At 69.3% G+C, this 22,875-nt stretch carries 22 protein-coding genes; 15 read left to right on the plus strand and 7 right to left on the minus strand.

The genetic code is table 11. The features are described 5' to 3' along the window. The first annotated feature begins 64 nt into the window (after positions 1 to 64). From IMT31_RS04340 to IMT31_RS04350, 3 genes are all read left to right on the plus strand, one after another. The gene (locus tag IMT31_RS04340; protein ID WP_413543884.1) at positions 65 to 1,423 is read left to right on the plus strand and encodes an AI-2E family transporter; all 1,359 of its coding nucleotides are present in this window, start codon (positions 65 to 67) and stop codon (positions 1,421 to 1,423) included. 197 nt (positions 1,424 to 1,620) lie between these two features. Then, positions 1,621 to 2,775 (plus strand): flavin-containing monooxygenase, encoded by a 1,155-nt coding sequence (locus tag IMT31_RS04345; protein ID WP_413543885.1) that lies wholly within the window; start codon positions 1,621 to 1,623, stop codon positions 2,773 to 2,775. A 46-nt stretch (positions 2,776 to 2,821) separates the two neighbouring features. Next, positions 2,822 to 4,480: a LuxR C-terminal-related transcriptional regulator gene (locus tag IMT31_RS04350; protein WP_413543886.1), complete on the plus strand. Its 1,659-nt coding sequence runs from the start codon at positions 2,822 to 2,824 to the stop codon at positions 4,478 to 4,480. Positions 4,481 to 4,488: 8 nt separating this feature from the next. Here IMT31_RS04350 and tsaB read toward each other — a convergent pair whose 3' ends face one another. Further along, complete coding sequence (gene tsaB, locus IMT31_RS04355; protein WP_345362155.1) at positions 4,489 to 5,181, minus strand: tRNA (adenosine(37)-N6)-threonylcarbamoyltransferase complex dimerization subunit type 1 TsaB; 693 nt, start codon at positions 5,179 to 5,181, stop codon at positions 4,489 to 4,491. 23 nt (positions 5,182 to 5,204) lie between these two features. Beyond that, positions 5,205 to 5,810, minus strand: a complete 606-nt coding sequence (locus IMT31_RS04360; protein WP_413543887.1) for a TIGR03086 family metal-binding protein — start codon at positions 5,808 to 5,810, stop codon at positions 5,205 to 5,207. A gap of 132 nt (positions 5,811 to 5,942) precedes the next feature. On the opposite strand from IMT31_RS04360, the gene IMT31_RS04365 reads away from it, so the two are divergent. Further along, entirely contained in the window at positions 5,943 to 7,376 is a 1,434-nt protein-coding gene (locus tag IMT31_RS04365) for a YncE family protein (RefSeq protein WP_413543888.1), read from the plus strand. An 83-nt stretch (positions 7,377 to 7,459) separates the two neighbouring features. On the opposite strand, the gene IMT31_RS04370 is transcribed toward IMT31_RS04365, so the two are convergent. From IMT31_RS04370 to IMT31_RS04385, 4 genes are all read right to left on the minus strand, one after another. Beyond that, entirely contained in the window at positions 7,460 to 8,380 is a 921-nt protein-coding gene (locus IMT31_RS04370; protein WP_413543889.1) for a hypothetical protein, read from the minus strand. Beyond that, the gene (locus IMT31_RS04375) at positions 8,380 to 8,898 is read right to left on the minus strand and encodes a hypothetical protein (protein ID WP_413543890.1); all 519 of its coding nucleotides are present in this window, start codon (positions 8,896 to 8,898) and stop codon (positions 8,380 to 8,382) included. Before IMT31_RS04375 ends, IMT31_RS04370 begins: the two co-directional genes overlap by 1 nt. 173 nt (positions 8,899 to 9,071) lie before the next feature. After that, positions 9,072 to 10,334, minus strand: a complete 1,263-nt coding sequence (locus tag IMT31_RS04380; protein WP_413543891.1) for a hypothetical protein — start codon at positions 10,332 to 10,334, stop codon at positions 9,072 to 9,074. Further along, on the minus strand, positions 10,327 to 10,659 hold the full coding sequence (locus IMT31_RS04385; RefSeq protein WP_413543892.1) for a hypothetical protein: 333 nt from the start codon (positions 10,657 to 10,659) through the stop codon (positions 10,327 to 10,329). The genes IMT31_RS04380 and IMT31_RS04385 overlap by 8 nt, the downstream gene beginning before the upstream one ends. A gap of 322 nt (positions 10,660 to 10,981) precedes the next feature. On the opposite strand from IMT31_RS04385, the gene IMT31_RS04390 reads away from it, so the two are divergent. The 11 genes from IMT31_RS04390 to IMT31_RS04440 all read left to right on the plus strand — a co-directional run bounded on the left by IMT31_RS04390 (position 10,982) and on the right by IMT31_RS04440 (position 21,710). Continuing rightward, positions 10,982 to 11,485 (plus strand): Rieske 2Fe-2S domain-containing protein, encoded by a 504-nt coding sequence (locus IMT31_RS04390; RefSeq protein ID WP_413543893.1) that lies wholly within the window; start codon positions 10,982 to 10,984, stop codon positions 11,483 to 11,485. Then, entirely contained in the window at positions 11,482 to 12,600 is a 1,119-nt protein-coding gene (locus IMT31_RS04395; protein ID WP_413543894.1) for an amidohydrolase family protein, read from the plus strand. The genes IMT31_RS04390 and IMT31_RS04395 overlap by 4 nt, the downstream gene beginning before the upstream one ends. Further along, on the plus strand, positions 12,597 to 13,673 hold the full coding sequence (locus IMT31_RS04400) for an amidohydrolase family protein (protein ID WP_413543895.1): 1,077 nt from the start codon (positions 12,597 to 12,599) through the stop codon (positions 13,671 to 13,673). The genes IMT31_RS04395 and IMT31_RS04400 overlap by 4 nt, the downstream gene beginning before the upstream one ends. An 18-nt stretch (positions 13,674 to 13,691) precedes the next feature. Continuing rightward, the gene (locus tag IMT31_RS04405; RefSeq protein ID WP_413543896.1) at positions 13,692 to 14,519 is read left to right on the plus strand and encodes an IclR family transcriptional regulator; all 828 of its coding nucleotides are present in this window, start codon (positions 13,692 to 13,694) and stop codon (positions 14,517 to 14,519) included. 173 nt (positions 14,520 to 14,692) lie between these two features. Next, entirely contained in the window at positions 14,693 to 15,796 is a 1,104-nt protein-coding gene (locus IMT31_RS04410) for an ABC transporter substrate-binding protein (RefSeq protein WP_413543897.1), read from the plus strand. An 83-nt stretch (positions 15,797 to 15,879) separates the two neighbouring features. Beyond that, positions 15,880 to 17,184, plus strand: coding sequence for an FAD-dependent oxidoreductase (locus tag IMT31_RS04415; RefSeq protein WP_413543898.1), 1,305 nt, complete (start codon positions 15,880 to 15,882; stop codon positions 17,182 to 17,184). Positions 17,185 to 17,211: 27 nt separating this feature from the next. Beyond that, complete coding sequence (locus IMT31_RS04420) at positions 17,212 to 18,492, plus strand: aconitase X (RefSeq protein ID WP_413543899.1); 1,281 nt, start codon at positions 17,212 to 17,214, stop codon at positions 18,490 to 18,492. Beyond that, positions 18,489 to 18,977: an aconitase X swivel domain-containing protein gene (locus IMT31_RS04425; RefSeq protein WP_413543900.1), complete on the plus strand. Its 489-nt coding sequence runs from the start codon at positions 18,489 to 18,491 to the stop codon at positions 18,975 to 18,977. Before IMT31_RS04420 ends, IMT31_RS04425 begins: the two co-directional genes overlap by 4 nt. 91 nt (positions 18,978 to 19,068) lie before the next feature. After that, on the plus strand, positions 19,069 to 19,860 hold the full coding sequence (locus tag IMT31_RS04430) for an ABC transporter ATP-binding protein (protein ID WP_413543901.1): 792 nt from the start codon (positions 19,069 to 19,071) through the stop codon (positions 19,858 to 19,860). A gap of 3 nt (positions 19,861 to 19,863) precedes the next feature. Continuing rightward, positions 19,864 to 20,658 (plus strand): ABC transporter permease, encoded by a 795-nt coding sequence (locus tag IMT31_RS04435; RefSeq protein WP_413543902.1) that lies wholly within the window; start codon positions 19,864 to 19,866, stop codon positions 20,656 to 20,658. 50 nt (positions 20,659 to 20,708) lie between these two features. Continuing rightward, complete coding sequence (locus tag IMT31_RS04440; RefSeq protein WP_413543903.1) at positions 20,709 to 21,710, plus strand: PDR/VanB family oxidoreductase; 1,002 nt, start codon at positions 20,709 to 20,711, stop codon at positions 21,708 to 21,710. A 72-nt stretch (positions 21,711 to 21,782) separates the two neighbouring features. On the opposite strand, the gene IMT31_RS04445 is transcribed toward IMT31_RS04440, so the two are convergent. Next, positions 21,783 to 22,745 (minus strand): LysR family transcriptional regulator, encoded by a 963-nt coding sequence (locus tag IMT31_RS04445; RefSeq protein WP_413543904.1) that lies wholly within the window; start codon positions 22,743 to 22,745, stop codon positions 21,783 to 21,785. Positions 22,746 to 22,875: the final 130 nt, after the last annotated feature.

The raw sequence follows: 22,875 nt of genomic DNA on the forward strand, positions 1-22,875 counted from the left end.
AATCCCGGTCATACAGTGGCCTGAGCACTACAGGTAGCGCATCACCCACTTCAGGAGCACCCGCATGAGCACCGTGGAACACCCCCCGGAAACACGGGCCAGCCGTCCGCGATCGGAGCAGGCCGGGCCGTGGTCAGACGGACTCGGCAGGGCCGGCGCCCGGGCGGGGCAGACCCTGTTGATCGCCGCTGTGGCGGTCGGCCTGATCGTCATCATGCTGCGTGTGAGCGTGGTGGTCCTGGCCGTGCTGGTGGCGCTGATCCTGGCCTCGGCGGTGTCTCCGCTCGTGCGCTGGCTGGTGGGCAAGGGATGGTCCCATCTGTGGGCCACCCTGATGTCCTTCCTGGTGATCCTGCTCGTGGCCGGGAGTGTGATCACCGGCGTGGTGCTCGCCATCCGCAACGAGTGGCAAGGCCTGGTCGAATCCGCCCTGGAGGGCTGGCAGCAGCTGCAGGACCTGGTGACCAACGGTCCGATACCCATCGACGCCTCAGTGATCGACGACGCCACCCAGCAGGCCTCCGACTTCCTGGCCAGCGGCGACTACGCCAGCGGCCTGGCCAGCGGCACCCTCACGGGAATCTCCGCGGCCACGAACTTCCTGACCGGCCTGATCCTCATGATCGTGGTGCTGTTCTTCCTGCTCAAGGACGGGCCGAAGATCAACAGCTTCATGCTGCGGTGGTTCCGCGGCGAGACCCGCGCCAAGCTGGCCGAGTCCGTGGACCGCTCCTCCGAGGTGCTGGGCGGATACGTCCGCGGCACCGCCACGGTGGCCGCCGTGGACGCGATCCTCATCGGCATCGGCCTGTTCATCGTGGGGGTCCCCCTGGCCCTGCCGCTGGCCGTCGTCACGTTCATCGGCGGGTTCATCCCCATCGTCGGCGCCACGGCCGCCGGTATCCTCGCCGCGCTGGTGGCCCTGGTGACCACCGGCCCCGTGGAAGCGCTGATCGTCATCGCCATCGTCATCGGCGTGAACCAGATCGAGGGCAACCTGCTCCAGCCCGTGGTGATGGGCCGGACCCTGAGCCTGCACGCACTGATCGTGTTGCTCGCGTTGACCATCGGCACCATCGTGGGCGGCATCTTCGGCGCCATCCTCGCCGTGCCCTACACCGCCGTGGCCTGGACGCTGATCCAGGTCTGGTCCCACCGCTACCAGTCCGGCGACGATCCCGTTCTCGGCAAGGACCCCCTGAGCCCCCAGGACCGCGCCTCCAGGAAGGCCAGCCGGTCGCAGCGGGAGAAGTACCGCAAGATCAGCCAGACCGAGCAGGACGGCGAGGACCTCAGTGCCTCGGAGGAGAATCCCGAGCCTGAGGATCCGGCACAGCGGCAGGCGGTCGAAACCGGACTGCCGGACTCCTCCACACCCTCCGGTGACCCGGGTACCTCGAGTTCGGACCCGGCACAGCGCTGAATCAGCACCGGCCACGGCCACATGGGTCGTTCTACCCACGTGGCCGTGGCCGAGGGGACCTTGAGATGGGCCATTCCCCCGACGCGCCGGAGGCGGACAGATCCATACCGTGGGGTCATCAGCCGGTGCAGCACCGCCCTCGAGCCCCAGCTCGGAGCCTGCGCCCACCGGATCGCCCGCCACCCCAGGAGGCCGCCATGGCCACCCCCAACACCCCCACCCCCGCCAGCCCACCACTCCTCGATGCCCTGGTCATCGGTGGCGGCCAGGCTGGTCTCTCCACGGCCTACCACCTCACCCGCCGAGGGCTGGACTGCCAGGTGCTGGAGTCCGCCCACCGGGTCGGCGATCACTGGCGCCACCAGTACGACTCGCTGACCCTGTTCACGGCCAACCGGTTCAACCGCCTGCCCGGTCTCGGCTTCCCCGGCGAACCCTGGGATTTCTCCACCAAGGATGAGGTCGCTGCGGCACTGGAGACCTACGCCCGGGACTTCGACCTGCCGGTGCGGACGGATTCACCCGTCCGCCACCTCACCCGGACGCCGGAGGGATTCCGTGCCGAGACACCTCACGGCGCCTACCGTTCCCGCACCGTCGTCCTGGCCACGGGACCCTTCGGTCAGCTCCCCCGGATCCCCGACCTCGCCGGTGACCTGGACCCGGAGATCCTGCAGCTGCACTCGAGTCAGTACCGCCGCCCCGGCCAACTCCAGGACGGACCGGTGCTCGTGGTGGGCGGCGGACACTCGGGCTGCGACATCGCCCTCGAGGTCGCCCGCTCTGGCCGTCCCACCACCTTGGCGGGTCGTGACCTCGGCCAGATCCCGCTGCAGTGGGACCACCCCGCACTGCCACTGCTGATGACCGCGGTCATGTTCCAGCATTCCCACATCTACCGCCGCGGCACCCGGGCCGGACGGCGCATGCGCGAACAGGTGCTGCACCACGGCGCCCCCAGGCTGAGGGTGCAGGCCAAGGACCTGGACGGGGCCGGCGTCGTGCGCGCGGCGGCGAGGGTGACCGGGACGCGGGACGGCCTCCCGCTGCTGGCCGACGGCCGCAGCATCCCGGCGCGGACGGTCATCTGGGCCACCGGGTTCCGGCACGACCACTCCTGGCTCGAGGTGCACGTGACGGACGCGGAGGGCTGGCCGCGGGAGTTCCGCGGCGTGGCCACGGACCAGCCGGGCCTGTTCTTCTGTGGACTGGCGTTCCAGCACTCCATGTCCTCGATGAACTTCCACGGCGTCGGCGCGGACGCCCGCTATGTGGTGGACCGGATCCAGGAGCACCTCGGCCGGGCCTCGCGCCGCCCCTCCCGTCGGTCCGGGCAGCTCGTCAGACCGTGATCCGCGGCGGTGGTGGGCGGTATCCTCCCAGCAGGAGGCACCGCCCATGCCCGCTGAGTCTGCCCCGGCCGAGTTGGTGGCCCGCGGCACCGCAGCCCACCTCGCCGGTGACTACGGTCCCGCGGCCCGTGACCTGCAACGCGCCTTCACCACCCTGCACGACGACGGCGACGCGGCCGGGGCCTTCGAGGTCGCCTTCGCCATCGCCATGGTCTACGGCACCACGTGCCGCCCCGCCCAGTTCCGCGGCTGGGTTGAGATCGCGCGTCAGACGGCTGACCAGATCGCCGGATCTGGGTCCGCCACCGGGTCCACAACCGGCTCCCTGGCCGAGGCGTACCTGGACCTCTTGGAGCTGCACGGGGCCATCCTGACCGGAGACTTCACCTCCGTGGGCCGGCTGGCCCCCGGCGTGGTGGAGGCGGGCCGGAAGCACCACGATCCCGACCTGATCACCCTCGGCACTGTCGCGGTGGGCCGGTCGGCCATCTACGCCGGCGACGTCCGTGCGGGGTTGGCCCGCCTCGACGAGGTGATGGCGGAGATCCTGGCGGGGGCACCGGGGCCGTTGGCGTCCGGACTGGCCTGGTGTGCTGCCATCGAGGGGTGCCAGGAGATCGGGGCCGTGGACCGGCTGTGCGAGTGGACCCGGTCCCTGACCACCTGGTGCCAGGCCCCGCCGGCTCGGGAGCTGTTCATCGGCCACTGCTCGGTGCACCGCGGCCAGGTCCTCGCCCTGCACGGAGACTGGGACCGGGCGCTGACCTCCTTCGAGGAATCCCGCTGCCGGCACGAGGAGCGCGGAGACCTCGTGGCTGCAGGGTGGGCCGAGTGCGGCCGCGGCGACCTGCTGCGGCTTCAGGGCCGCGAGGAGCAGGCAGCCGCAGCCTACCGACGCGCGTCCACCCTCGGCTGCGATCCCCATCCCGGGCTCGCCCTGCTCTGGTGGGAGCAGGGCCGCCGGGCGGATGCACTCGCCGCAGTCCACCGGTGCCTGGCCGAAACCGTTCTGCCGGCGCAGCGCGTGCTGTTGGTGCCCGCGGCCGTGGAGCTGCTGCTCACTGCTGTGGACTCTGGGGATGCTGGGGAAGCTGGGGGTGCTGGGGACACGGAGGAGGCGCTCGGCGGGCTCGGCGCCCTGGCGGAGGAGCTGGACGGATTGGCCGGCCTGACGGGTTGCGCCTCTGTGGCCGCCGCCGCTGCCGCGGCCCATGCCGGGGTGCAGCTGGCCCGTCGGGATCCCGGCGGTGCCCTGCCCTATGCCCGCAAGGCGGTGCAGGGCTGGCACGCGGTGGGTTGTCCCTTCGAGGTGGCCCGGTCACGGGTGATGCTGGCCCGTGCCCTCGCTGGGGTCGGGGACAAGGCCTCGGCGCAGGAGGAGGTGGAGGCGGCCCGGGATGCCTTCTCCGAGCTGGGCGCGCTCCCGGCACGGGCCGGCGTCGAGTCCCTCCTAGACCAGTGGGGTGGAGCCGCCGAGTCCCGGCTGGCCACGAGGCCGGGAGGGCTGTCAGAGCGGGAAGTCGGGGTGCTTCGGCTGGTGTCCGGCGGCCGCAGCAATCGTCAGATCGCCGCCGAGCTGGTGATCAGTGAGAAGACGGTGGCCCGCCACCTGAGCAACATCTTCACCAAGCTCGATGTCAGCACCCGCACCGCTGCTGCGGCCTTCGCCTTCCGGCACGGGCTCACCTCCGTGGACGGAACATGACCCTTCTGCTACCTGCCGGCCCCAGCGCGCTTGCGCGGACCCGGCACCTTGGCATCGGACTCGCGCAGGTACAACGGCTGGATGGGCATCAGCCCCCGGCCCCGGCGCAGGGCGAGCTCACCGACCAGGCCGAGCGAGCCGGCGTCGGGCACCGCGTGCTCGAACCCGGCCACAGCGCGCAGTGCCTCCGGGTACAGCCCGGCCCCCGCACCGTAGGCCGGCAGCGGTGTCACCTCACCGGGGGCGGTGACGAAGGGCCCGTGTAGGCGCTGGAACTGGCCTCCCACCTGGGAGTAGTGCGCCCAGTAGACCTCACGGCGCCGAGCATCGGTGGCCACCACGAACTCCTCCACGCCGGCCCGGAACGCCTCCTCAGCCGCGGTGTACGCGATCGCGTCCAGGCTCATCACCCCGTGCACCTCGACCCCCCACGCGAACGCGAGCGAACGCGCCGTCACCAGCCCGGCGCGCAACCCCGTGAACGGCCCGGGCCCGACGCCGGCCAGCACCGCCCGCAGATCGCCCGCCTCGACGTGGGCCTCGGCGAGCACCCGCTGGACCGCGGGCGCGAGCACCTCGGCGTGCGTGTTCGTCTCGGTGGAGGCCCAACTGGCCAGGATCTCGCCGCCCGCGACCACGGCAGCGCTGGCGGTGGCGGAGGCGTCGAGGGCGAGGAGGGGGCCGGTGGAGTGCTCGGGCATGGGGCCCAGTTTAGTGCTGAGCCTCAGCCCCTTCGCGGCCCGGCGACGTCCGGCCGCCACCCCGGGTCCCGGCCGGCCAGACCGAGCACCCGGTCCCACTGACCGGCGGTCTCCGGCACGGGGACGCGCGGCCCGAACAGTCCGACGCGTTCCGCCGGGTCATCGGGGATCTCGGCGCAGAACTGCTCCACGGCATCGAGCGCCTGCGGGTCCACCTCGTAGTCCTGCCCCGTGGCCACGGCCAGGTCCCAACCGTGCAGCACCACCTCGTCCAGGGCCACCAACAGCGCGACCTCGGCCGGCATCGGCTGCCCGCCGGCCTTGGTGTCCCCCCGCCGGTTGCCGGACTCGTTCCACGCGGCGGCCAGGTTCTCGAGGTAGACCGGGATCGATTCTCGCCAATCGGCGGCCAGTACCAGGGCAGCCGGGTCCGGCGGTGTGCTCGTGGTGGGCCCCTCGATCTTCCGGGCCGCGTCACGGAAGGCATGGGCGAGGCCATGCAGGTGGGCCAGCATCAGGCCGACGGGCATCTGCTCGCAGGGCGTCGGGTCGGAGAGCTGCTCCTCACCGACCCCGCGCACCACGGCGGCCGTACGCCGGGTGCTCTCGGTGAGATCGAGGGTATCCATGGTTGTTGTCCCTTCCCCGGAGCCGTCCGTCCTGCGACCACGCTATCCCCGAGTCAACTCCTCCGGCGCCTCCGATCCTGCCCTCATTCGCCCAATTGCAACTGATTCGCAATTACATTTAGAGTAACCGCCATGAACCCATCACTCCCACCTGCCATCACGCCTGCCCACTCATCATCTGACTCGGAAAGCACGTCCCGACGGCGGCGCACCCGCCACCTCGGTTCCCTCGCCTCACTTGCGGCGTTGGCCCTCGTCCTGTCCGCCTGCGGGGCCAACGCCTCCGGCGCCGGATCCTCAGGGGGTGAGGACCCGGCGCAGGGCACGGCCTCGGGGTCCGCCAGCGATGCTGTCGATCCGGCCGAACCGGTCAACGCCGCTCAGTTGGAATCCCGAGCGGAAGTGGCCTCACTGACCCCACGGGTGGTCCTGGCCCATGAGGGCGGACTGGTCACCCTGGACGGCGAGTCAGGCGAGGTGGTCCACGAGGAGGAGCTCGAAGGCTTCTTGCGCTTGAACAACGCCGGGGACGGCCAGCACGTGATGGTCACCCACGGAGACGCCTTCGAGGTCTACAACTCCGGGATCGACGCCCAGGGCCACGGAGACCACTTCCACTACTACGAGTCAACCCCGGGCCTGAGCGACATCACGTTCGAGGCCCCGCACGCCGGTCACGTGGTCATGCACAACGGACTGACCACCCTGTTCGCCGACGGGGACGGCTCCATCCAGACCTTCACCTCGGAGCACCTCAAGGACGGTCAGCCACGCACGGAGACCACCTCCACGGAGACAGCGCACCACGGGGTGGCGCTCAAGCTGGTGGACGGCAGCCTCCTCACCACGCAGGGTACGGAGGAGGAACGGGATACGGTGCAGGTCCTGGCCGGTGACGACGGTGCCGACGTCGCCGCCGAGACCAACGACTGCTTCGGCGTCCACGGCGAGGCTGCCGCGGCGCCGAACGAGAACGGCGACGTGGTGGTGCTCGGCTGCGAGGACGGCCCCGTCATCTACCGCGACGGCGAGTTCCACAAGGTGGAGGCTGAGAGCGAATACCAGCGCACCGGCAACCTGGCCGGCTCCGAGGACTCGCCCATCGTCCTGGGCGATCTCAAGACGGACGCCGAGGCCGAGTTCGAGCGGCCCACCGAAGTGGCCCTGATCAACTCCCTGACGGACGAGCTGGACACCGTGGAACTGGGCTCCTCCTACTGGTTCCGCTCCCTGGCCCGCGGGCCGGAGGGCGAGGCGCTGGTGCTGACCTACGATGGCGAGCTCAACGTCATCGACGAGGAGACCGGGGAGATCACCGCCGAGATCCCGGCCATCGAGGCCTGGGAGGAGAACGAGGAGTGGCAGCAGCCCGGCCCGATCCTCAAGACCTCCGGATCCCTGGCCTACGTGACGGACGCGGAGAACCAGCAGCTCGTGGTCATCGACCTGGAGGCCGGCGAGGTCGTGAACGAGGTGGATCTTGAGGTCACCCCGGTGGAGATGGCCGTGGTGGACGGCCACGCCGAGGCGCCGGAACACGCGGCAGGCTCCGGCCACGACCACTAAAAGTTACGATCACGGTTACCGTCGAGAATCGCCGATGCAGTCACCGACGAGCGTGATCGTAACTGAAGGAGGTGGGCTGCCCGTCAGCGGGTAGCCGGCATGTCCGGCGGCGGGAGCTGGTGGGTGCCGGTCTGCGGCACCCCCAGCACCTCACCCCCGGCCCGTCCCGCAGCACCGCCACCGTGGGAGAGCACCCACATGGTCTCCCACACGGTGCGCGCAGTCACCGGGGCCAGCCGCAGCAGCAGCCGCCCGTCCCGCTCGGAGGCCTCGGCGTCCGCGCCGAACACGTAGTTCCCGGCACCCTGGGCACTGATGAACGCGAGGTTCACGCCCAGCGCGGAGGAGGTGGCCTCCCACACGAACCACGGCTCGCGCCACAGCTGCGCCAACCCCTCGGGTGACTCGTCCGGCGCGGGGTACAGCGGATCGATCACCCGGGCCGTGAACTCGTCCTCGTCCACCAGCAGCTCGCCGGCCATCAGGGCGGGGGCGGCCCGCACGCCGGCCCAGGTGCAGGCCTGGGAGGGCAGGGCCCCGCGCTCGGCCAGTGACACGGTGTAGCGGGAGCGGTTCCCCTGGACGACGCCGGCCATCACGTCCGCGCCCGGCGCACCGGACACGGTGGCGACCTGGTCCCCGGCCAGCCAGGACTGCATCAGGGTGCGCTCGGCACCGCATTGACCGCGCAGGGCGAGGACATCCTCCGCCGTGGCCACGGGATGCATGAAGTCCTCACCGGCGGAGTCCAGCACACCGTCCAGGGTCAGGAATCCCTCACGGATGAGCCGACCGATCGAGCTGCGGTTGCGGAACGTCGCGAAGCGCCCCAGCGAGCCGAGACGGTGCACGGACTGGAGGACCTCGAGGTCACTGCTGCGTAACTGGCCAGGGTCCTCGGGACTGGTGCTCCGGCGCCGTTGCTCTCCTTCGAGGTGCCGCTCGAGCGCCTCCACATCATGAATGGGCTGCCGGAGCCGGGCCTCGCGGTCCGCGGCGGGCATCAGGCCACGGCTCGGAGTGCTGCGGGCTCCGCCGGGAGCACCTCGGGCTGCCCCCTGGTGGCACCCGGGGACACCGTGAAGCGTGCGCTGGCGATGGCGGCGTCAAAGACAGCGGTGAGTTGCTGATAGTCGCTGATGAGGCAGCTGGCACTGATCTCCAGCGTGGCTCGACCGGCGGCGAGTGCCTCCTGGACCAGCCAGCGGCGGGTGAAGATGTTGTTGCGGCCGGTCCACCGGGTGAGGTCCATGCGCCGGGCCGGCAGACCGCCCACAGTGCAGGTGACGTCCTCCACCACGTAGAGGCGGTTCAGCCCGCAGAGTCCGGCAGGTTCGCCAGCGTAGGTGGTGGCCACGATGTTGGCCGCGAGTTCCGGTTCAGGCGGGGCGCCACCGGGTTCCATCCCGTCTGTGAACATACGTTCCGCAGCCTCCGTCACCGGAGCGGCCGCCACCAGGTGAAACCCGCCCACCGGATAACGAACCCAGTCCTCCGGCAGGTCCATGGCCAGCGTCCGCATGCGATCTCCTCCCGCCCCTCCGGTGCCGAGAGCGCCGTGTGCGGCCGAACCGGAAGGTGAATTCCTCGTGAACCACGCTAGTCACCACCCGGCCGGACCGCGATGGGGAGAACTCCCCATGGGGCCTCTCGGCCGGCCAACAGGTGAATCCCTACAGACTCGACACCAGCAGGTCAGCGGGCCTTTGCGGCGCCCGCCGCGGCAGCCGCGGCCACCGCGGCCCCGGCACCTCCGAGCGCGAGGCCCGGCTCAGTGTCGAGCTCGACCGGAGCACCGTCCAGCTCGGCCTCCTGGGGCTCCTCGGGCTCCTCCGGAACCTCTACCGGAGCACCACCCAGCTCGGCCTTGCCGGTGTCAGCCACGGCATAGCCCTCGTCCTCGTCCGGTTCCAGACGAAGCTTTCCCGAGTCGCGCACAGGCTCGTCGTCCGGCTCGATCGGGCTGAGCGTCAGCTTGCCCGAGCCCCCGGCGCCCTCTGGACCTCCAGATCCTCTGGCGACCTCGTCGTCCTCCTCGGGCGACTCCAGAGGTGCTTTGCCCCGACCCGCCGAACCGTCGTCGTCGGGCTCCGGAATGATGGGCTGGACCTTGCCACCACCGCCGGACTCCCCCTCGCCACCGGACCCTCCGAGCCGAGGCTCGTCCGGATAGGCCGGAAGCGTGACCAGGGGATCGTCCGGGAGGGGGACGCGCGGCGGTTCGGGCACCTCGACCTTGGGCACTTCGACCTTGGGCACTTCGACCTTGGGCACCTCGGCCTTGGGCAACTCCTCAGGATCAGGCAGGGGCGGCGAGTAGGGATCGTCCCCGCCGAAGAGCAGCGGGCCTCCCTCCAGGGGGCCCTCCGGAAGGATTTCGCCCTCTTCCGGCGTCGGAGCTCCAGGCTCGGTCACCCGGTCATCCCCCTCGGGCCGCGGCCCACGGGGGAAGCCATACTCCAGGGTGGTCAGCGCGCCGTCCAGATAACCCCTCAGGGCGCGGTGGCAGTTCTCATCGTTCTCCGCGTACTCCTCATTGACCTGCCGCCTCCGCAGGGCCAGCCGCTCGTACCAGTCGTCCAGGCGCCGCTCCCAGGTGGGATCGTCCCCGTGCAGTTTCACCGCCTCGTGATACTGGCCGATCTCCTCCCCCAGGGCAATACGGTTCTCCCCGTGGGTGCGGGCGGCCTGGGCGTAGGCGTAGAGGATCTTCTCCAGGCGATAGCCGGTGCCGGCCATGCTGCGGCTGGCATTCGAGGAGCGGTCCAGGGCCGAATGGATCTGCTCGGAGGCTCCGGCCACCTGAAAGGCGGAGTCCAGGGCATGCCACCTCTGCAGGACGGGCCGGTCCACATCAGAGACGTCAATGCAGGCCCAGTGGATGGCGGTGGCCACCTCTTCCAAGGCGTCCGCGTCCACCGGATCCTCGAGATCGTTCCACGTGAAGTACCTATGCATGCTGGGAACCCTCCCCGGCAGTCCCCGCACGCTGCACGTCCGCGACCATCTGCAGTTCCGAGTTGTTGAAGGCCTCCACGCCACGGATGACTCCCAGGGCACCCTCCTGGACGTCCCGGTGCATGTTCAGGATGCCCTCGACGCACTTCTCCCGTACCTCATCGATCACGGAACGGGTCATCGGTCCCAGGTTCTGCACCCAGCGCACCTCAACGAACAGATCCGCCACCGTGCGACCGTGCTGGTCATAGGCCTCCGCCTCCCTGAGCACATCCGACACGATGCGCCGGCACTGCTCGGCGTCCACCTCAAAGTTCGCTGTCATCCCTGGCCCTCCCCAGCGCCGCTCACGCCGGCCTGATTCACTCCGTCCACCTGACCGTACGAAAGGGGCCGGACGGGGTCGATGGGGAGTACTCCCCATCGGCCCAGGTCCACGCCGGCGACCGGCGACCGGCGACCTCCTGAGCGAGACCCCAATCATCACTGCCACTGATGGATATGATCCGACTTAGTCATTGGACAGATGGTGAGACCCGGATCACACTGGAGGCATGCACTTCAGCGTCAGCTGACTGCCGCACCCCGTAGCCCTCGCCGGCCGCAGCACCGGGGGTGCGATCCACCGTGGAAGGACCTCATCACCGATGAAGATTGTTGTTGGCCGAGCCTCCGAGTTCGCCGCCGGGGAGAAACGAATCGTCGAGGCGGGGAACCGGTCCATCGGCGTCTACCGGATCGGCGATTCCTTCTACGCCCTGGCCAATTCGTGCCCGCACCAGGGCGGCCCCCTCTGCCTCGGACGCACCAAGTCCTGGGCATACTCCTCCGCGCCGGGCGAGGCGGCCCTGGACGAGGAGGCCACCTTCGTCGCCTGCCCGTGGCACGGCTGGGAGTACGAACTCTCCACTGGCCAGTCCTTCCTCGGCCCCGGTGAACCACCGGCCCGCGGATACGGCGTGAACGTGACGCCGGGCAGCGATCTGGGCACCGCCGCCCCTGCCCCCACCACCTCCGGTCAACGCACCCCCGGCCCCTACGTCGCCGACACCTTCGACGTCCAGGTGGACGAGGACTACGTGGTGATCGACACCAGCCCGCGTGCCCGTCCGAAGATCCCAGCCACCACCCCAGGAGTGAGTGCCCCATGACCATGACCCGTGAACAGTCCGCCGCCACAGCCCAGGCCCCCCCGGTCCCGGCCATGGCCCATGTGGACGGTGACATCCACCCCACCCTCATGCGGCACCAGATCGCCGAGCGGATGCATGACCCGGTGCATCGGGAGCAGTGGCTGCAGCATGGCCACCGCGTCCCCTCACCCCCGGAGATGACGCCCCGCGTCCGCAACGGCGGCCAGCGGCTCGACGCCCGGCCGGCCGAGGGTCCCCCGGGCAGCTCCCTGGAGATGATGCAGGATCAGCTGCTGAACCGGTACGGCATCAACCACGGCATCCTCATCCCCCTGCAGGCCGCCACGCTCGGCGTCGGCGAACCCCGGTTCACCGCGGACCTGTGCCGGGCGATGAACGACGGCATCAAGGACCTCTTCCTGGACCCCGAACCCCGGCTGCACTCGAGCATCTGCGTTTCCCACGAGGCGCCGGAGCTGGCGGCCCAGGAGATCCGCCGTTGCGCCGAGGACCCGCGGTTCGCCCAGGTCCTGCTGCCCTCCAACGCGCTGCACTCCCTGGGTGAACCGAGGTACTGGCCCATCTTCGCGGCGGCCGTCGAGGCCGGCCTGCCCGTCGGCGTCCACGTCGGAGGGCTACCGCACATGGGCGCGGGTTGGCCGTCCTTCTACCTCGAGGAGCACGTGACCACGGGCAACACCATGGTGGCCCTGGCCATGAACATGATCCTCGAGGGCGTGTTCGACGAGTTCCCCACGTTGCAGGTGGTCCTGATCGAGGGGGGCATCACCTGGGCCGCCCCCCTGATGTGGTCCATGGACTCCGCGTACTCGGTGCTGCGTCAGGACTATCCGAGACTGCGGCGGCTGCCCTCGGAGTACTTCCGCGAGCACTACTGGTTCACCACGCAGCCGATCGAGGAGTCCAAGGACCCCCAGGACGTGGCGGAACTCTACGAGATGACCGGGATGACGGACCGGATCGTCTTCTCCTCCGACTACCCGCACTGGGACTTCGACTCCCCCGCGTTGGCCCTGCAGCATCTGCCGGCCGATCTCCAGCGGCGCATCCTCCATGAGAACGGGGAGCGTCTCTACCGATTCAACGAGAAGAAGCAGGAGGTCGCCCGATGACGGCGGTCAGTGACACGGCAATCCAGGACACGGCAGTGGCCACCCAGACCGTGGACGTGGACGTCCATGTGGCACCTGCGTCCATCCAGGACCTGGCGCCCTACCTGAGCGCCTACTGGAACGAGTACTTCGCCGATGCCGAGACGGACCTGTCCCCCGCCGCGGGCGCGTCCTACCCCCCGAGCTTCGCCACCTCGGGTGGACCGCTGCCCCAGCGGCTGGAGACGCTGCGCAGTGACTACCTGGACGTGGACCAGCCGGCCACCGCCATCCTCAACTGCGTCAGCTCCTTCGGGGCCAACCGCAACCCCTATTGCCAGGCCGCGGTCACCAGCGCGATCAACGACTGGATGGCGCAGGAGTGGCTGGCGCAGGACAGCCGCCTGCGCGGCAGCATCGTCGTCCCCTCCGTGGACGTCCGGGCCGCCGTCGCGGAGATCGACCGCGTGGGCCCTGACGGCCGGTTCGTCCAGGTGCTCCTGCCCGTTCGCGGCCATGACGCCCGCTACGGCCACGTCCGATTCCGGGAGATCTTCGAGGCGGCGGACCGCCACGGGCTCGTGGTCGGCCTGCACGCCTGGGGCCGCCGCGGCAGCGCCCCGGTCAGCGCCGGCTTCACCAACACCTACATCGACGACTACCTGCTCAACTCGCAGGTGTTGGTGCAGGAGCAGCTGGTCAGCCTGGTCACCGAGGGCGTCTTCGATCAGTTCCCGGATCTGCGCGTGGCGTTGCTGGAGTGCGGGTTCAGCTGGCTGCCGGCCCTGATGATGCGGTTCCAGAAGGACTGGAAGGCCATCTGGCGTGAGGTGCCGTGGATGAAGCACGAGCCTGCGCACTACCTGCTCGAGAACATCCGGGCCTCCACAGAGCCCGTCCAGCTCCCCCCGGACCCCGTGCACGTCCGGCAGATCCTGGACCAGATCGGCGCGGGGGACCTGTTGATGTTCGCCTCGGACTTCCCGCATCACCACGGCGGCGAGCGCGAGCGCCTGCTGGACGCCCTCACCCCGGAGGAACGATCGGCGGTGCTGCACGGCAACGCCCGGGACTTCTACCGGCTGGACGCATAGCGGACCACGATGAGATCCATGAGGCAGGTCGCCGATCCCGCAGTCCACCACCGCGCGGTCCAGCACCCTGGAGGGCAGGAGCTGGTCCCACGCTCCGTGGTGGAGCGCGCCCTGCGCATCCTCGGCTCCTTCGATACCCGGCATGCCCAGCAGACCATCTCGGCGATCAGCCGGCGGACCCACCTGCCGCTGACCACCTGCCACCGGATCGTGGCGGAACTGACGGACAGCGGGGCCCTGGAGCGCAAGGTCAACGGGGAATACCACGTGGGCCTGCGGCTCTGGGAGATCGCCGCCCACGCACCCCGGTCCGTGGGCCTGCAGCGCGTGGCCCTGCCGTTCATGCAGGACCTCTCGGAGACCACCCACCTGCCCGTGCACCTGAGCATCCGCGAACAGGAGGAGGCGGTCTTCGTGGAGCGCCTGGTCCCCGTCGGGGCGCCTGACGAGCGACCGCGCATCGGGGCCCGGTACCCGCTGCATGTGACGGCGGTGGGGATGGCCATGCTGGCCTTCGCGCCGGCAGAGGTCCAGGAGTCCGTGCTGGCCAAGCCGCTGCAACGGTTCACTCCGTACACGGAGACCACCCCGGACCGCCTCCGGCAGCTCCTGGCCCAGGTGCGCCACGAGGGGCTCGCGATCGGCGACCGGCAGATCAATGTCCGCTACACGGCCGTCGCCGTGCCGATCTTCGCACCGGACGGCTCGGCTCATGCGGCCCTGTCCCTGATCGTCCCGCACGAGCAGTCGGACCGGAAGCCGCTGGGCTACATGCTGCAGGCCTCAGCCAAGGGCATCTCCCGGGGCCTGCGCAACGGCGGCCACCTGATGCCGGTGCCGGGCTAGGAAACCCGCGCCCGACGCCGGCCCCTCGCCTTCCCGAGGTCTCCTTCCGATATCCGGAAAGTGGCCTGTGTCACACCTGCCGATGATGGAACCGTCGAGACCACCTCAACAGATCAAGAGCGGCGCACGAGCGTCGCCCCGAAGTTCGAGCACCCGTCCAAGGAGACACCATCATGAATCGCCTCAATCGCGTATTCAGGACCACCACCGATCCCCAGCACCAGACCCCCCGCGGCCGCCCCCTGGCGGCCCTGGCAGTAGCAGCCCTCGGCACCAGCCTGCTCGCGGGCTGCGGCGCCGGAGCTGGAGCGGAAGCCGGATCGGAGTCGAATGCCGACTCAGCCAACTCGGGCGAGCTGGAGGAGATCACGTTCCTCAGCTACCTGCCCATGGAGACCCTCTCGATGGCCCCGGAGATGATGGCCGTCTCCGGCGGATACTTCGAGAAACACGGGCTGGACGTGGAGATCCAGGAGGTCAAGGGCTCACCGCAGGCCATGCAGCTGCTGCTCTCCGGAGCCGGGGACATCACGCGCATCGGCGCCCTGGACGTCTACAACGCGGTCGGCGCGGAGGAGATGGACCTCAAGAACGTGGGCACCCTGAGCCGCAACCCGTCCATCAAGCTGCTGTACTCCTCCGAGGCTCCCCTGGAGAGCGCGGAGGACTTTGTGGGCAAGACCGTCGGCGTGCCCTCCGAGGGCGGCAGCAGCAGCAAGACGATCTCCCTGATGATGCAGAACGCGGGCTTCGAATCCTCCGATGTCCAGCAGCAGGTGGTCGGCCTGACCCCGGCCACGTTCCAGCTGGTCCAGAAGGGCACCCTGGCCGGCTACATGGTCAGCCATGACAGCGCCCTCATTGCCCAGCAGCAGAACGAGGACGCCGAGATCTTCGACTTCAGCGATGCCCTCACCGCCGGAGCCCAGGTCTACGTCAGCACCCCTGAGTCCATGGAGGAGAACCCGGAGACGCTCAAGAAGTACATGGCCGCCATCAAGGAGGCCACCACGGCCATCGTGGAGGACGAGGAGCTCACGGACACCATCGAGACCTTGCGCAGCGAATACGACTTCGCCGCCTTGAATGATGACGCGATCGCCAAGGAAGGCCTCGAGGAGCAGCGCCGCCAGTGGACCAACGGTGGCGAATCGCCCCTGTTGACCACGGATGAGGGCGAATGGACCGAGGGCTATGAGGAGCTGGTGGACGCCGGCGACCTGCCCTCCGGCCTGGACCCGGCGGAGTGGGTGGACAACAGCCTGCTGCCCGAGTGAGCGGACCGGGAGGATCCCGGCCCGCGCCACCTCTGACCGCCATCCGCTGACCACTCATCGCTGACTGCCACCAAGGAGAACCCGTGCCCCACGCACTCACGGAACTGAAGATCCACACCGTCACCAAGGACCGTTCGCCGGCCCCTGAACAGCTCGAAGCGGACGTCTGCGTGGTGGGGGCCGGCATCGCGGGGATCTCCGCCGCGGTGGCCTCGGCGAAGCTGGGACGCTCGGTGGTCCTCGTGGATGCCCTGCCCGTCCTCGGGGGGCAGTGCGTCAACTCGTTGATCGGGCTCTTCTGCGGGATCTACGGCATCGGCCCGGACTACCGGCACCTCACCCATGGGATCTTCGATCCGATGTTCAAGGACCTCTCCCGCACCGGGGACATCGCCTTCAACCGCTCGCACACCATGACGGTCAGCTATGACGAGGTGGTCCTCGGGCGGTGGATGGAGAACCTGGTCTCGGAGCTGGGCATCACCGTGGTCCTGGGGGCCTCGGTCCACCGGGTGGACGAGGAGGACGGGGTGGTCTCCTCGGCCACCTTCGCCACCCGCCACGGCGATGTCCGCGTGGATGCCGCCGGATTCGTGGACGCCACCGGTGATGCCGCCCTGACGTGGGAGGCCGGGTTGCCCTGCCGGGTCCCCGAGCGCACCGTCTGGGGTTCCCAGCAGGTCCGCCTGGCGAATCTGGACGAATCGCAGGCGCCCTCACGGGAGGAACTGGTGGCACGGGTGGAGGAGAAGGCCGAGCAGTACGGCCTGGTGCGCCGGGACGGACTGGCCTTCTTCTTCCCCGGCCGCAACACCGCGGTCATGAACATGACCCACATCGAGGCTCCACTGGAGGCCGTGGCCGCGGCCCGGGCCCAGCTGGAGGGCCGCGCCCAGGCCGACCGCGTGGTGGACTTCATGCGCACGGAGTTCCCGGCCGCCTTCGGGCAGGCCAGCGTCCGCGCCTACGGCTTCCCGGGACGCCGGCAGACCCGGTGGATCGCCGCCGAGCACCAGCTGACGCTGAACGAGGTGCGCACCGGCCACGAGTTCGAGGACGCGGTGGCCCGCACCGCCTGGCCGGTGGAGCTGCACGATCAGGTGACCGGCTACGTGTGGGAGAAGTTCACCACCGATCACGTGCACTACGTTCCGTTGCGCAGCCTGATCCCGAAGGGTTCCCGCAACCTCGTGGCCGCCGGGCGCTGCGTGGACGGGGATGCGGCGGCACTGTCCAGCGTGCGGGTCATGGGCCCCTGCGCTGCCATGGGTGAGGGCGCAGCCCACGCCCTGGACCTGTCTTCCCAGTCAGCATCGGGTACGGGCAGCGTCCAGGACATCAGCCACAGCGACCTGCGGGAACGGGTGTACGCCAATGTGGCGTCCTGACGGCCCGCACGAGAGAGGAGACCACCGGTGAGACTCACGGATGACGAGAAGTCCATGCTGGACGGCACCGAGGGACCGGCAGTGGCCGCTGCCATGGACCTGCTGGTCCGCTACGGCGAGGGCCTGGGCGCAGAGCGGCTGTGCGATACCCGCAATGTGGCCGGGACCATGACCCAGCCGTCCCCCGTCAAGGCGCAGCTGGTGAAGGAGGGCGGCTGGAACAAGTCCTTCTCGGTGATCAACCTGGACTGCGACGAGGACATCGAGATTCCCCCGATGCGGGTTCCCACCTGTCAGCTCCAGCACGGCTTCGGCCAGGACGCGGTGAACATCACCCCGTACTCGCCGCATCTGGCCGAGATGCAGGAGGAGGGCGAGGCCTTCGTCACCGACCTCGGGGTCAACGTCCTGGCCACGTGCACCCCGTACCAGGTGGGCAACCTGCCGGCCCGGGACGAGCACTGCGCCTGGATGGAGTCCTCCGCCGTGGTGTACTGCAACTCCGTGCTCGGCGCCCGCACCAACTGTGAGGGGACGGCCTCCACCGGTGCCGCGTCCCTGACCGGCAAGATCCCCTACTGGGGCAACCACCTGCCCCAGAACCGCTTCGGCACCCACCACGTCGAGACTCAGGTACCGCTCCAGGGCTTCCAGGACTGGGGCATGTTCGGCTACTTCGTCGGCGATGCGGTGCAGGAGAACCGGCCAGTCATCACCGGACAGTGGACTCCCCCACTGGATGAGGACCTCAAGCACTTCGGCGCTGCCACCGCCTCCTCGGGTGGGGTGGAGATCTACCACATCCCCGGCCTCACCCCGGAGGCACCCACCCTGGAGTCGGCGTTCGGCGGGGCCCGTGCCCCGGAGCCGATCGTCTACGGCGAGCGCGAGCGCCGGCTCATGTACGAGACGCTGAACAACCAGGGCGAGTCCACCGAGGTGGACTTCATCCTCCTGGGCTGCCCGCATGCCTCCCTGGACCAGGTGGCCCGTGCCGCCCGGGCCCTGGAGGGCCGCACCCTGCACGGTGACACGGAACTGTGGATCATGACGCCCCGGGCCCTGCGCACCGAGGCCGACCGCCAGGGGTACACGGAGATCATCCAGCGGGCCGGCGGCAAGGTCCTGACGGATTCCTGCCCGGCCATGTCCAAGGTCGCCCCGGACGGCACCCGCGTCTTCGCCACCGACTCGGCCAAGCAGGCCCACTACCTGCCCGCCATCCTCGGCATCGAGGCGTGGTTCGGCACCCTCGAGGAGTGCGTGGACGCCGCCGTCACCGGGCAGTGGAGAGGAGAACTGTCATGAGCACCCAGACCGACCCGTCCCGCCAGCAGAACCCGCCTCGCCAGACCGGCCAGTCCTTCCAGATCAGGGGGCGCGGGATCGTGCCCGGCCGCACCGCGGGTGAAGCCCTGGTCTCCCACGAGACCATCTCCGGTTGGGGCGGGATCGATCCGGCCCGGGGCATCATCATCGAATCCCGGCATGAGCTGTTCGAGGTCTGCTTCACGGACAAGATCCTGATCTTCCCCGGCGCCAAGGGCTCCTCCGGATGGTCCGGGTTCTTCCAGAGCACCCGTCTGATGGGCACCGCGCCCCGGGCCATGATCTTCACCGCCATGAGCACCAAGTCCGTCCTGGGGGCCGTGGTCACCCGGGTCCCCACGATCTCCGAGCTCGACCGGGACCCGGTCGAGCTCATCCAGACCGGCGATTGGGTGGACGTGGATGCTGACAGCGGCGTCATCACGGTCACCCCCAGAACCGAAGGAGTCTCCCACCGTGCGTGAAGACATGACAGTCACTGAGTTACCGGCAGGCCAGGCGGCACCTGAGGTGGGCGGTACGGCCTCGCCGAGCGCCGGCGTCGTTCCCCCCGGTGTGCCTGAACACTCCGCCGAGATCGAGATCACCGGGGTGAGCAAGGACTACGTCACCAAGCGGGCCACCACCCATGCGCTCTCGGACATCAACCTGAGCATCCGCAAACGTGAGTTCGTGTCCCTGATCGGCCGGTCGGGCTGCGGCAAGACCACGCTGCTGCGGGTGATGGCCGGCCTGGTCAGCCCGACCTCCGGAGAGGTCAGGATCGGCGGGAAGTCCCTCTGGAAGGGCAACTCCGTGGATTCCTCGGTGGTGAGCCAGCTGGGCGTCGTCTTCCAGGACGCCAACCTCTTCCCCTGGTACAACATCCTGGACAACATCTCGCTGCCGCAGCGGCTGCGTGGGGTATCCAAGGCCGAACGCCATGCGCGGGCCCGCGAACTGGCCGATCTGGTGGGACTGGGCGGCTTCGAGAAGTCCTACCCGCGTGAGCTCTCCGGCGGGATGCGCCAACGCGCGGCCATTGCCCGGGCGCTGTCCTGCCAGCCGGAGCTGTTGCTGATGGATGAGCCCTTCGGTGCCCTGGACGCCATGACCCGGGAGCGGATGAACCTGGAGATCCAGCGGATCGCCTTGGCCACCGAGGCTACCGTGGTCTTCGTCACCCATGACATCTCGGAGGCCGCGTTCCTCGGCGACCGGGTGGTCCACCTGACCCCGCGCCCCGGCCGGATCCAGGACATCACCACGGTGGAGCTGGAACGCCCCCGCCAGATCGACGTCCAGACCGGACGCGAATTCACCCGGGTCGTGGCCGGGCTCCGCCACGCACTCGACGCAGAGGAGTAGACCATGACCCGCGAAAGACTGTTCAAGATCCTGCCGTGGGTCAGCACCCCGGTCCTGCTGCTGATCTTCTTCTCCATCTGGGAGGTCTCCGTCCGGGTGATGGAGGTCTCCGAGCTGGTGCTGCCCCCGCCGTCCCAGATCTTCCAGACCTTCATGGTGATGATCCAGGAGCCGAGCACCTGGGAACACATCCTGGTGACCGTCCAGGAGATCTCCGTCGGCTTCGCCGCCGGGGTGATCATCGGCTGCATCGTCGGCGTGATCCTGGGCAAGTTCCCCATCATCGAGGTCACGGTGCGCCCGCTGATCATCGCGATCGAGGTCATCCCCAAGGTCGCCCTGATCCCCCTGTTCGTCATCTGGTTCGGCTTCGGGATGACCTCCAAGGTGATCATCGCCGCCGTGTTGGCATTCTTCCCCGTCATGCTCAATGTCCTGCTGGGCGTCCGCTCGGTGGATGCGGGACAGCGGGACGTGATGCGCAGCCTCAACGCCAGCCGCTGGCACACCTTCGTCCATCTGGAACTCAAGAGCACCATGCCCAACGTCTTCGCTGGCATGGAATCGGCCATCGTCCTGGCGGTGATCGGTGCCATCGTGGGCGAGTACCTCGGCGGCAATGAGGGACTGGGCTACCTAGTGGTGCGGACGCTCAATGAGCTGGACGCCCCGGGCCTGTTCGCGGTGATCATCATGCTCGCCGTCCTGGGCCTGACCATGTACTTCATCGTCACCTCCTTCAAGCGCGTGTTCATCCCCTGGCACGAGTCCGTCTACGGGCAGAAGAACCTGGGCTGAGCCCGGTCCACCGGCATGTCGGAGCACCACGGCGAACAAAGGAGAACACCATGAGCCATTCCCTCCTGAACCGAGGCGAGGACCCCGTCAGCTTCGAGAACGGGCTGTTGCGCCTGGAGGTGACCTCCAAGGAGGTCATCGCGGACAACGTCATCAGCCTCACCCTGAGACATCCGCTGGGCGAGGCGCTGCCGGCGTGGACCCCGGGGGCCCACGTGGACGTGCACGTGGCCGGGGCGGACGGCGAGGAGCTGGTGCGGCAGTACTCGCTGTGCTCGGATCCGGCCAACCGGTCCGTCTACCGTCTGGGCATCCTGCGGGAGCCGGCCAGCCGGGGCGGCAGCAGCTACCTGCACGAGCAGCTGCAGGTGGGCCAGCAGCTGGACGTCTCCGCCCCACGGAACAACTTCGAGCTGCGGGAGGCACCGCGGTACCTCTTCATCGCCGGCGGGATCGGCATCACCCCGATCATCCCCCTGTTGGAGCAGGCCGAGCGCAACGGTGCCGAGTGGGCCCTGCACTACGGCGGCCGGACGCGCACGGCCATGGCGTTCGCCGAGGAGTTCGAACGGTACGGGGACCGGATCAATCTGATCCCCCAGGACGAACAGGGCTTCATCGACCTTGCCGGGATCCTGGCCACCCCGGACCCGGACACCCTCGTCTACTGCTGCGGCCCCGGGCCCCTGATGGACGCCACGGAGGCCCTCACCGCCGCCTGGCCGGCCACCGCCCTGCACATGGAGCGCTTCGTCAACGAGGTGGAGGCCAACCAGAGCGGGGACCAGGCCTTCCAGGTGGAGCTCTCCCTGATGGGCCGGACCATCACTGTGGAGCCGGGGGTCTCCGTCCTGAACGCCGTCAACGCGGTGGGCGCCAACGTGCCGCACTCCTGCCAGGAGGGCACCTGCGGCACCTGCGAGACCATCGTGCTGGAGGGCGAGCCGGACCACCGGGACGCCGTGCTCAGCGAGGAGGAGCGGGAGGAGAACGAGGTCATGATGGTGTGCGTCTCGCGCTGCAAGACCCCGTGCCTGGTCCTCGAGCTCTGAATGGATGACGGGAGAAGTACCAGCAGAGGTGCCAGCAAAGGCGCCAGCAGCCTTCCCTGCCCGATGCCGGCGCTACCCTTCCGTGGGTCCCGCCGCCTCCCGCAGGCGCTGGGAGACCTCCGGATCGAGTCCGGAGTCAGCCACCATGGTCAGGAAATGCCGGGAGGGCGGGGAGCCCTGCAGTGTGGCCCGGAAGATGCAGCTCACGGAGTAGCCGATGCCGTCCTCCAGCTGGAGGATGGTGAAGTCCTGTTGCCCGCCTGGCGGATTGACGAAGCGCAGTCCAGCCGTGGAGACCAGCGCCGCCCCGAGCCCGCTGGCGGCGTACCGGGCCAGCTGCCCGGTATCGAAGATCTCGATGGCGCTGGAGCGCTCGATCCCCGCCCGTTGCCAGGCACCGTCCACGATGGTGCGCAGCCGGGTCTCGGGGGCGGAGTCCAGGATGGGGCCGGCTGCCGCCAGGTCCGCCAGCGTGGTGCTGCTCCGGCCGGCCAGGGGGTGTCCCGGGTGGCACACCACCACCAACCGCTCGGTGGCCAGCCGCACGCCCTGCAGGCCGTGGGGCAGGCCCAGGTCCGCGTCATGGGACACGAAGGCCACGTCCAGCTCGAAGTTCGCCACCCCCGCTGCCAGCTCCTTGAGGGCGGTGTGCCGGTCCCCGATCACCAGCCGCACCTCCGGAAAGGTCTCGTGGTAGCGGGCGAACAGGTGCACCAGATCCAGGGCCGCGTGCGCGCCCTGGGACAGCCCCACCCGCAGGGTTCCCTTGACCTGCTGTCCGTAGGTGCCGACCTCCTGCTCGACCGCCTGGGCCATCTGGGTGAGGGCCTGCGCCTTGGTGCGGAGCAGCTGACCGGCCTCGGTGAGCACCACCCGCTTCGAGGTCCGCTCGAAGAGACGGACGCCCAGCTGGGCCTCCAGCCTGGCGATCTGTTGGCTCACGGCAGACTGGACCACGAACAGCTCGGCGGCTGCGCGGGTGAAGCTCAGCGTGCGGGCGAGAACCAGGAAGTATTCGAGTTGCCGGAGTTCCATGCCTGACCCCTACCGTTCCCATCAGATCCATCATCCTGACTGATGGACACGACCCTACCGAACTGTCTCACTCATTGACCATCCGTTGCACTGTCCGGTTCGATCATCCGCCGGACGGCCCGCGCAGCAT

Source organism: Citricoccus nitrophenolicus, from assembly GCF_047305825.1.
Lineage (GTDB): Bacteria > Actinomycetota > Actinomycetes > Actinomycetales > Micrococcaceae > Citricoccus > Citricoccus nitrophenolicus.

What these genes read in the sequence shown, in the direction of transcription:
- IMT31_RS04340 (WP_413543884.1), top strand. Translation starts at nt 65, where the DNA reads ATGAGCACCGTGGAACACCCCCCGGAAACACGGGCCAGCCGTCCGCGA.
- IMT31_RS04345 (WP_413543885.1), top strand. Translation starts at nt 1,621, where the DNA reads ATGGCCACCCCCAACACCCCCACCCCCGCCAGCCCACCACTCCTCGAT.
- IMT31_RS04350 (WP_413543886.1), top strand. Translation starts at nt 2,822, where the DNA reads ATGCCCGCTGAGTCTGCCCCGGCCGAGTTGGTGGCCCGCGGCACCGCA.
- tsaB (WP_345362155.1), bottom strand. Translation starts at nt 5,181, where the DNA reads ATGCCCGAGCACTCCACCGGCCCCCTCCTCGCCCTCGACGCCTCCGCC.
- IMT31_RS04360 (WP_413543887.1), bottom strand. Translation starts at nt 5,810, where the DNA reads ATGGATACCCTCGATCTCACCGAGAGCACCCGGCGTACGGCCGCCGTG.
- IMT31_RS04365 (WP_413543888.1), top strand. Translation starts at nt 5,943, where the DNA reads ATGAACCCATCACTCCCACCTGCCATCACGCCTGCCCACTCATCATCT.
- IMT31_RS04370 (WP_413543889.1), bottom strand. Translation starts at nt 8,380, where the DNA reads ATGCCCGCCGCGGACCGCGAGGCCCGGCTCCGGCAGCCCATTCATGAT.
- IMT31_RS04375 (WP_413543890.1), bottom strand. Translation starts at nt 8,898, where the DNA reads ATGCGGACGCTGGCCATGGACCTGCCGGAGGACTGGGTTCGTTATCCG.
- IMT31_RS04380 (WP_413543891.1), bottom strand. Translation starts at nt 10,334, where the DNA reads ATGCATAGGTACTTCACGTGGAACGATCTCGAGGATCCGGTGGACGCG.
- IMT31_RS04385 (WP_413543892.1), bottom strand. Translation starts at nt 10,659, where the DNA reads ATGACAGCGAACTTTGAGGTGGACGCCGAGCAGTGCCGGCGCATCGTG.
- IMT31_RS04390 (WP_413543893.1), top strand. Translation starts at nt 10,982, where the DNA reads ATGAAGATTGTTGTTGGCCGAGCCTCCGAGTTCGCCGCCGGGGAGAAA.
- IMT31_RS04395 (WP_413543894.1), top strand. Translation starts at nt 11,482, where the DNA reads ATGACCATGACCCGTGAACAGTCCGCCGCCACAGCCCAGGCCCCCCCG.
- IMT31_RS04400 (WP_413543895.1), top strand. Translation starts at nt 12,597, where the DNA reads ATGACGGCGGTCAGTGACACGGCAATCCAGGACACGGCAGTGGCCACC.
- IMT31_RS04405 (WP_413543896.1), top strand. Translation starts at nt 13,692, where the DNA reads ATGAGGCAGGTCGCCGATCCCGCAGTCCACCACCGCGCGGTCCAGCAC.
- IMT31_RS04410 (WP_413543897.1), top strand. Translation starts at nt 14,693, where the DNA reads ATGAATCGCCTCAATCGCGTATTCAGGACCACCACCGATCCCCAGCAC.
- IMT31_RS04425 (WP_413543900.1), top strand. Translation starts at nt 18,489, where the DNA reads ATGAGCACCCAGACCGACCCGTCCCGCCAGCAGAACCCGCCTCGCCAG.
- IMT31_RS04435 (WP_413543902.1), top strand. Translation starts at nt 19,864, where the DNA reads ATGACCCGCGAAAGACTGTTCAAGATCCTGCCGTGGGTCAGCACCCCG.
- IMT31_RS04440 (WP_413543903.1), top strand. Translation starts at nt 20,709, where the DNA reads ATGAGCCATTCCCTCCTGAACCGAGGCGAGGACCCCGTCAGCTTCGAG.
- IMT31_RS04445 (WP_413543904.1), bottom strand. Translation starts at nt 22,745, where the DNA reads ATGGAACTCCGGCAACTCGAATACTTCCTGGTTCTCGCCCGCACGCTG.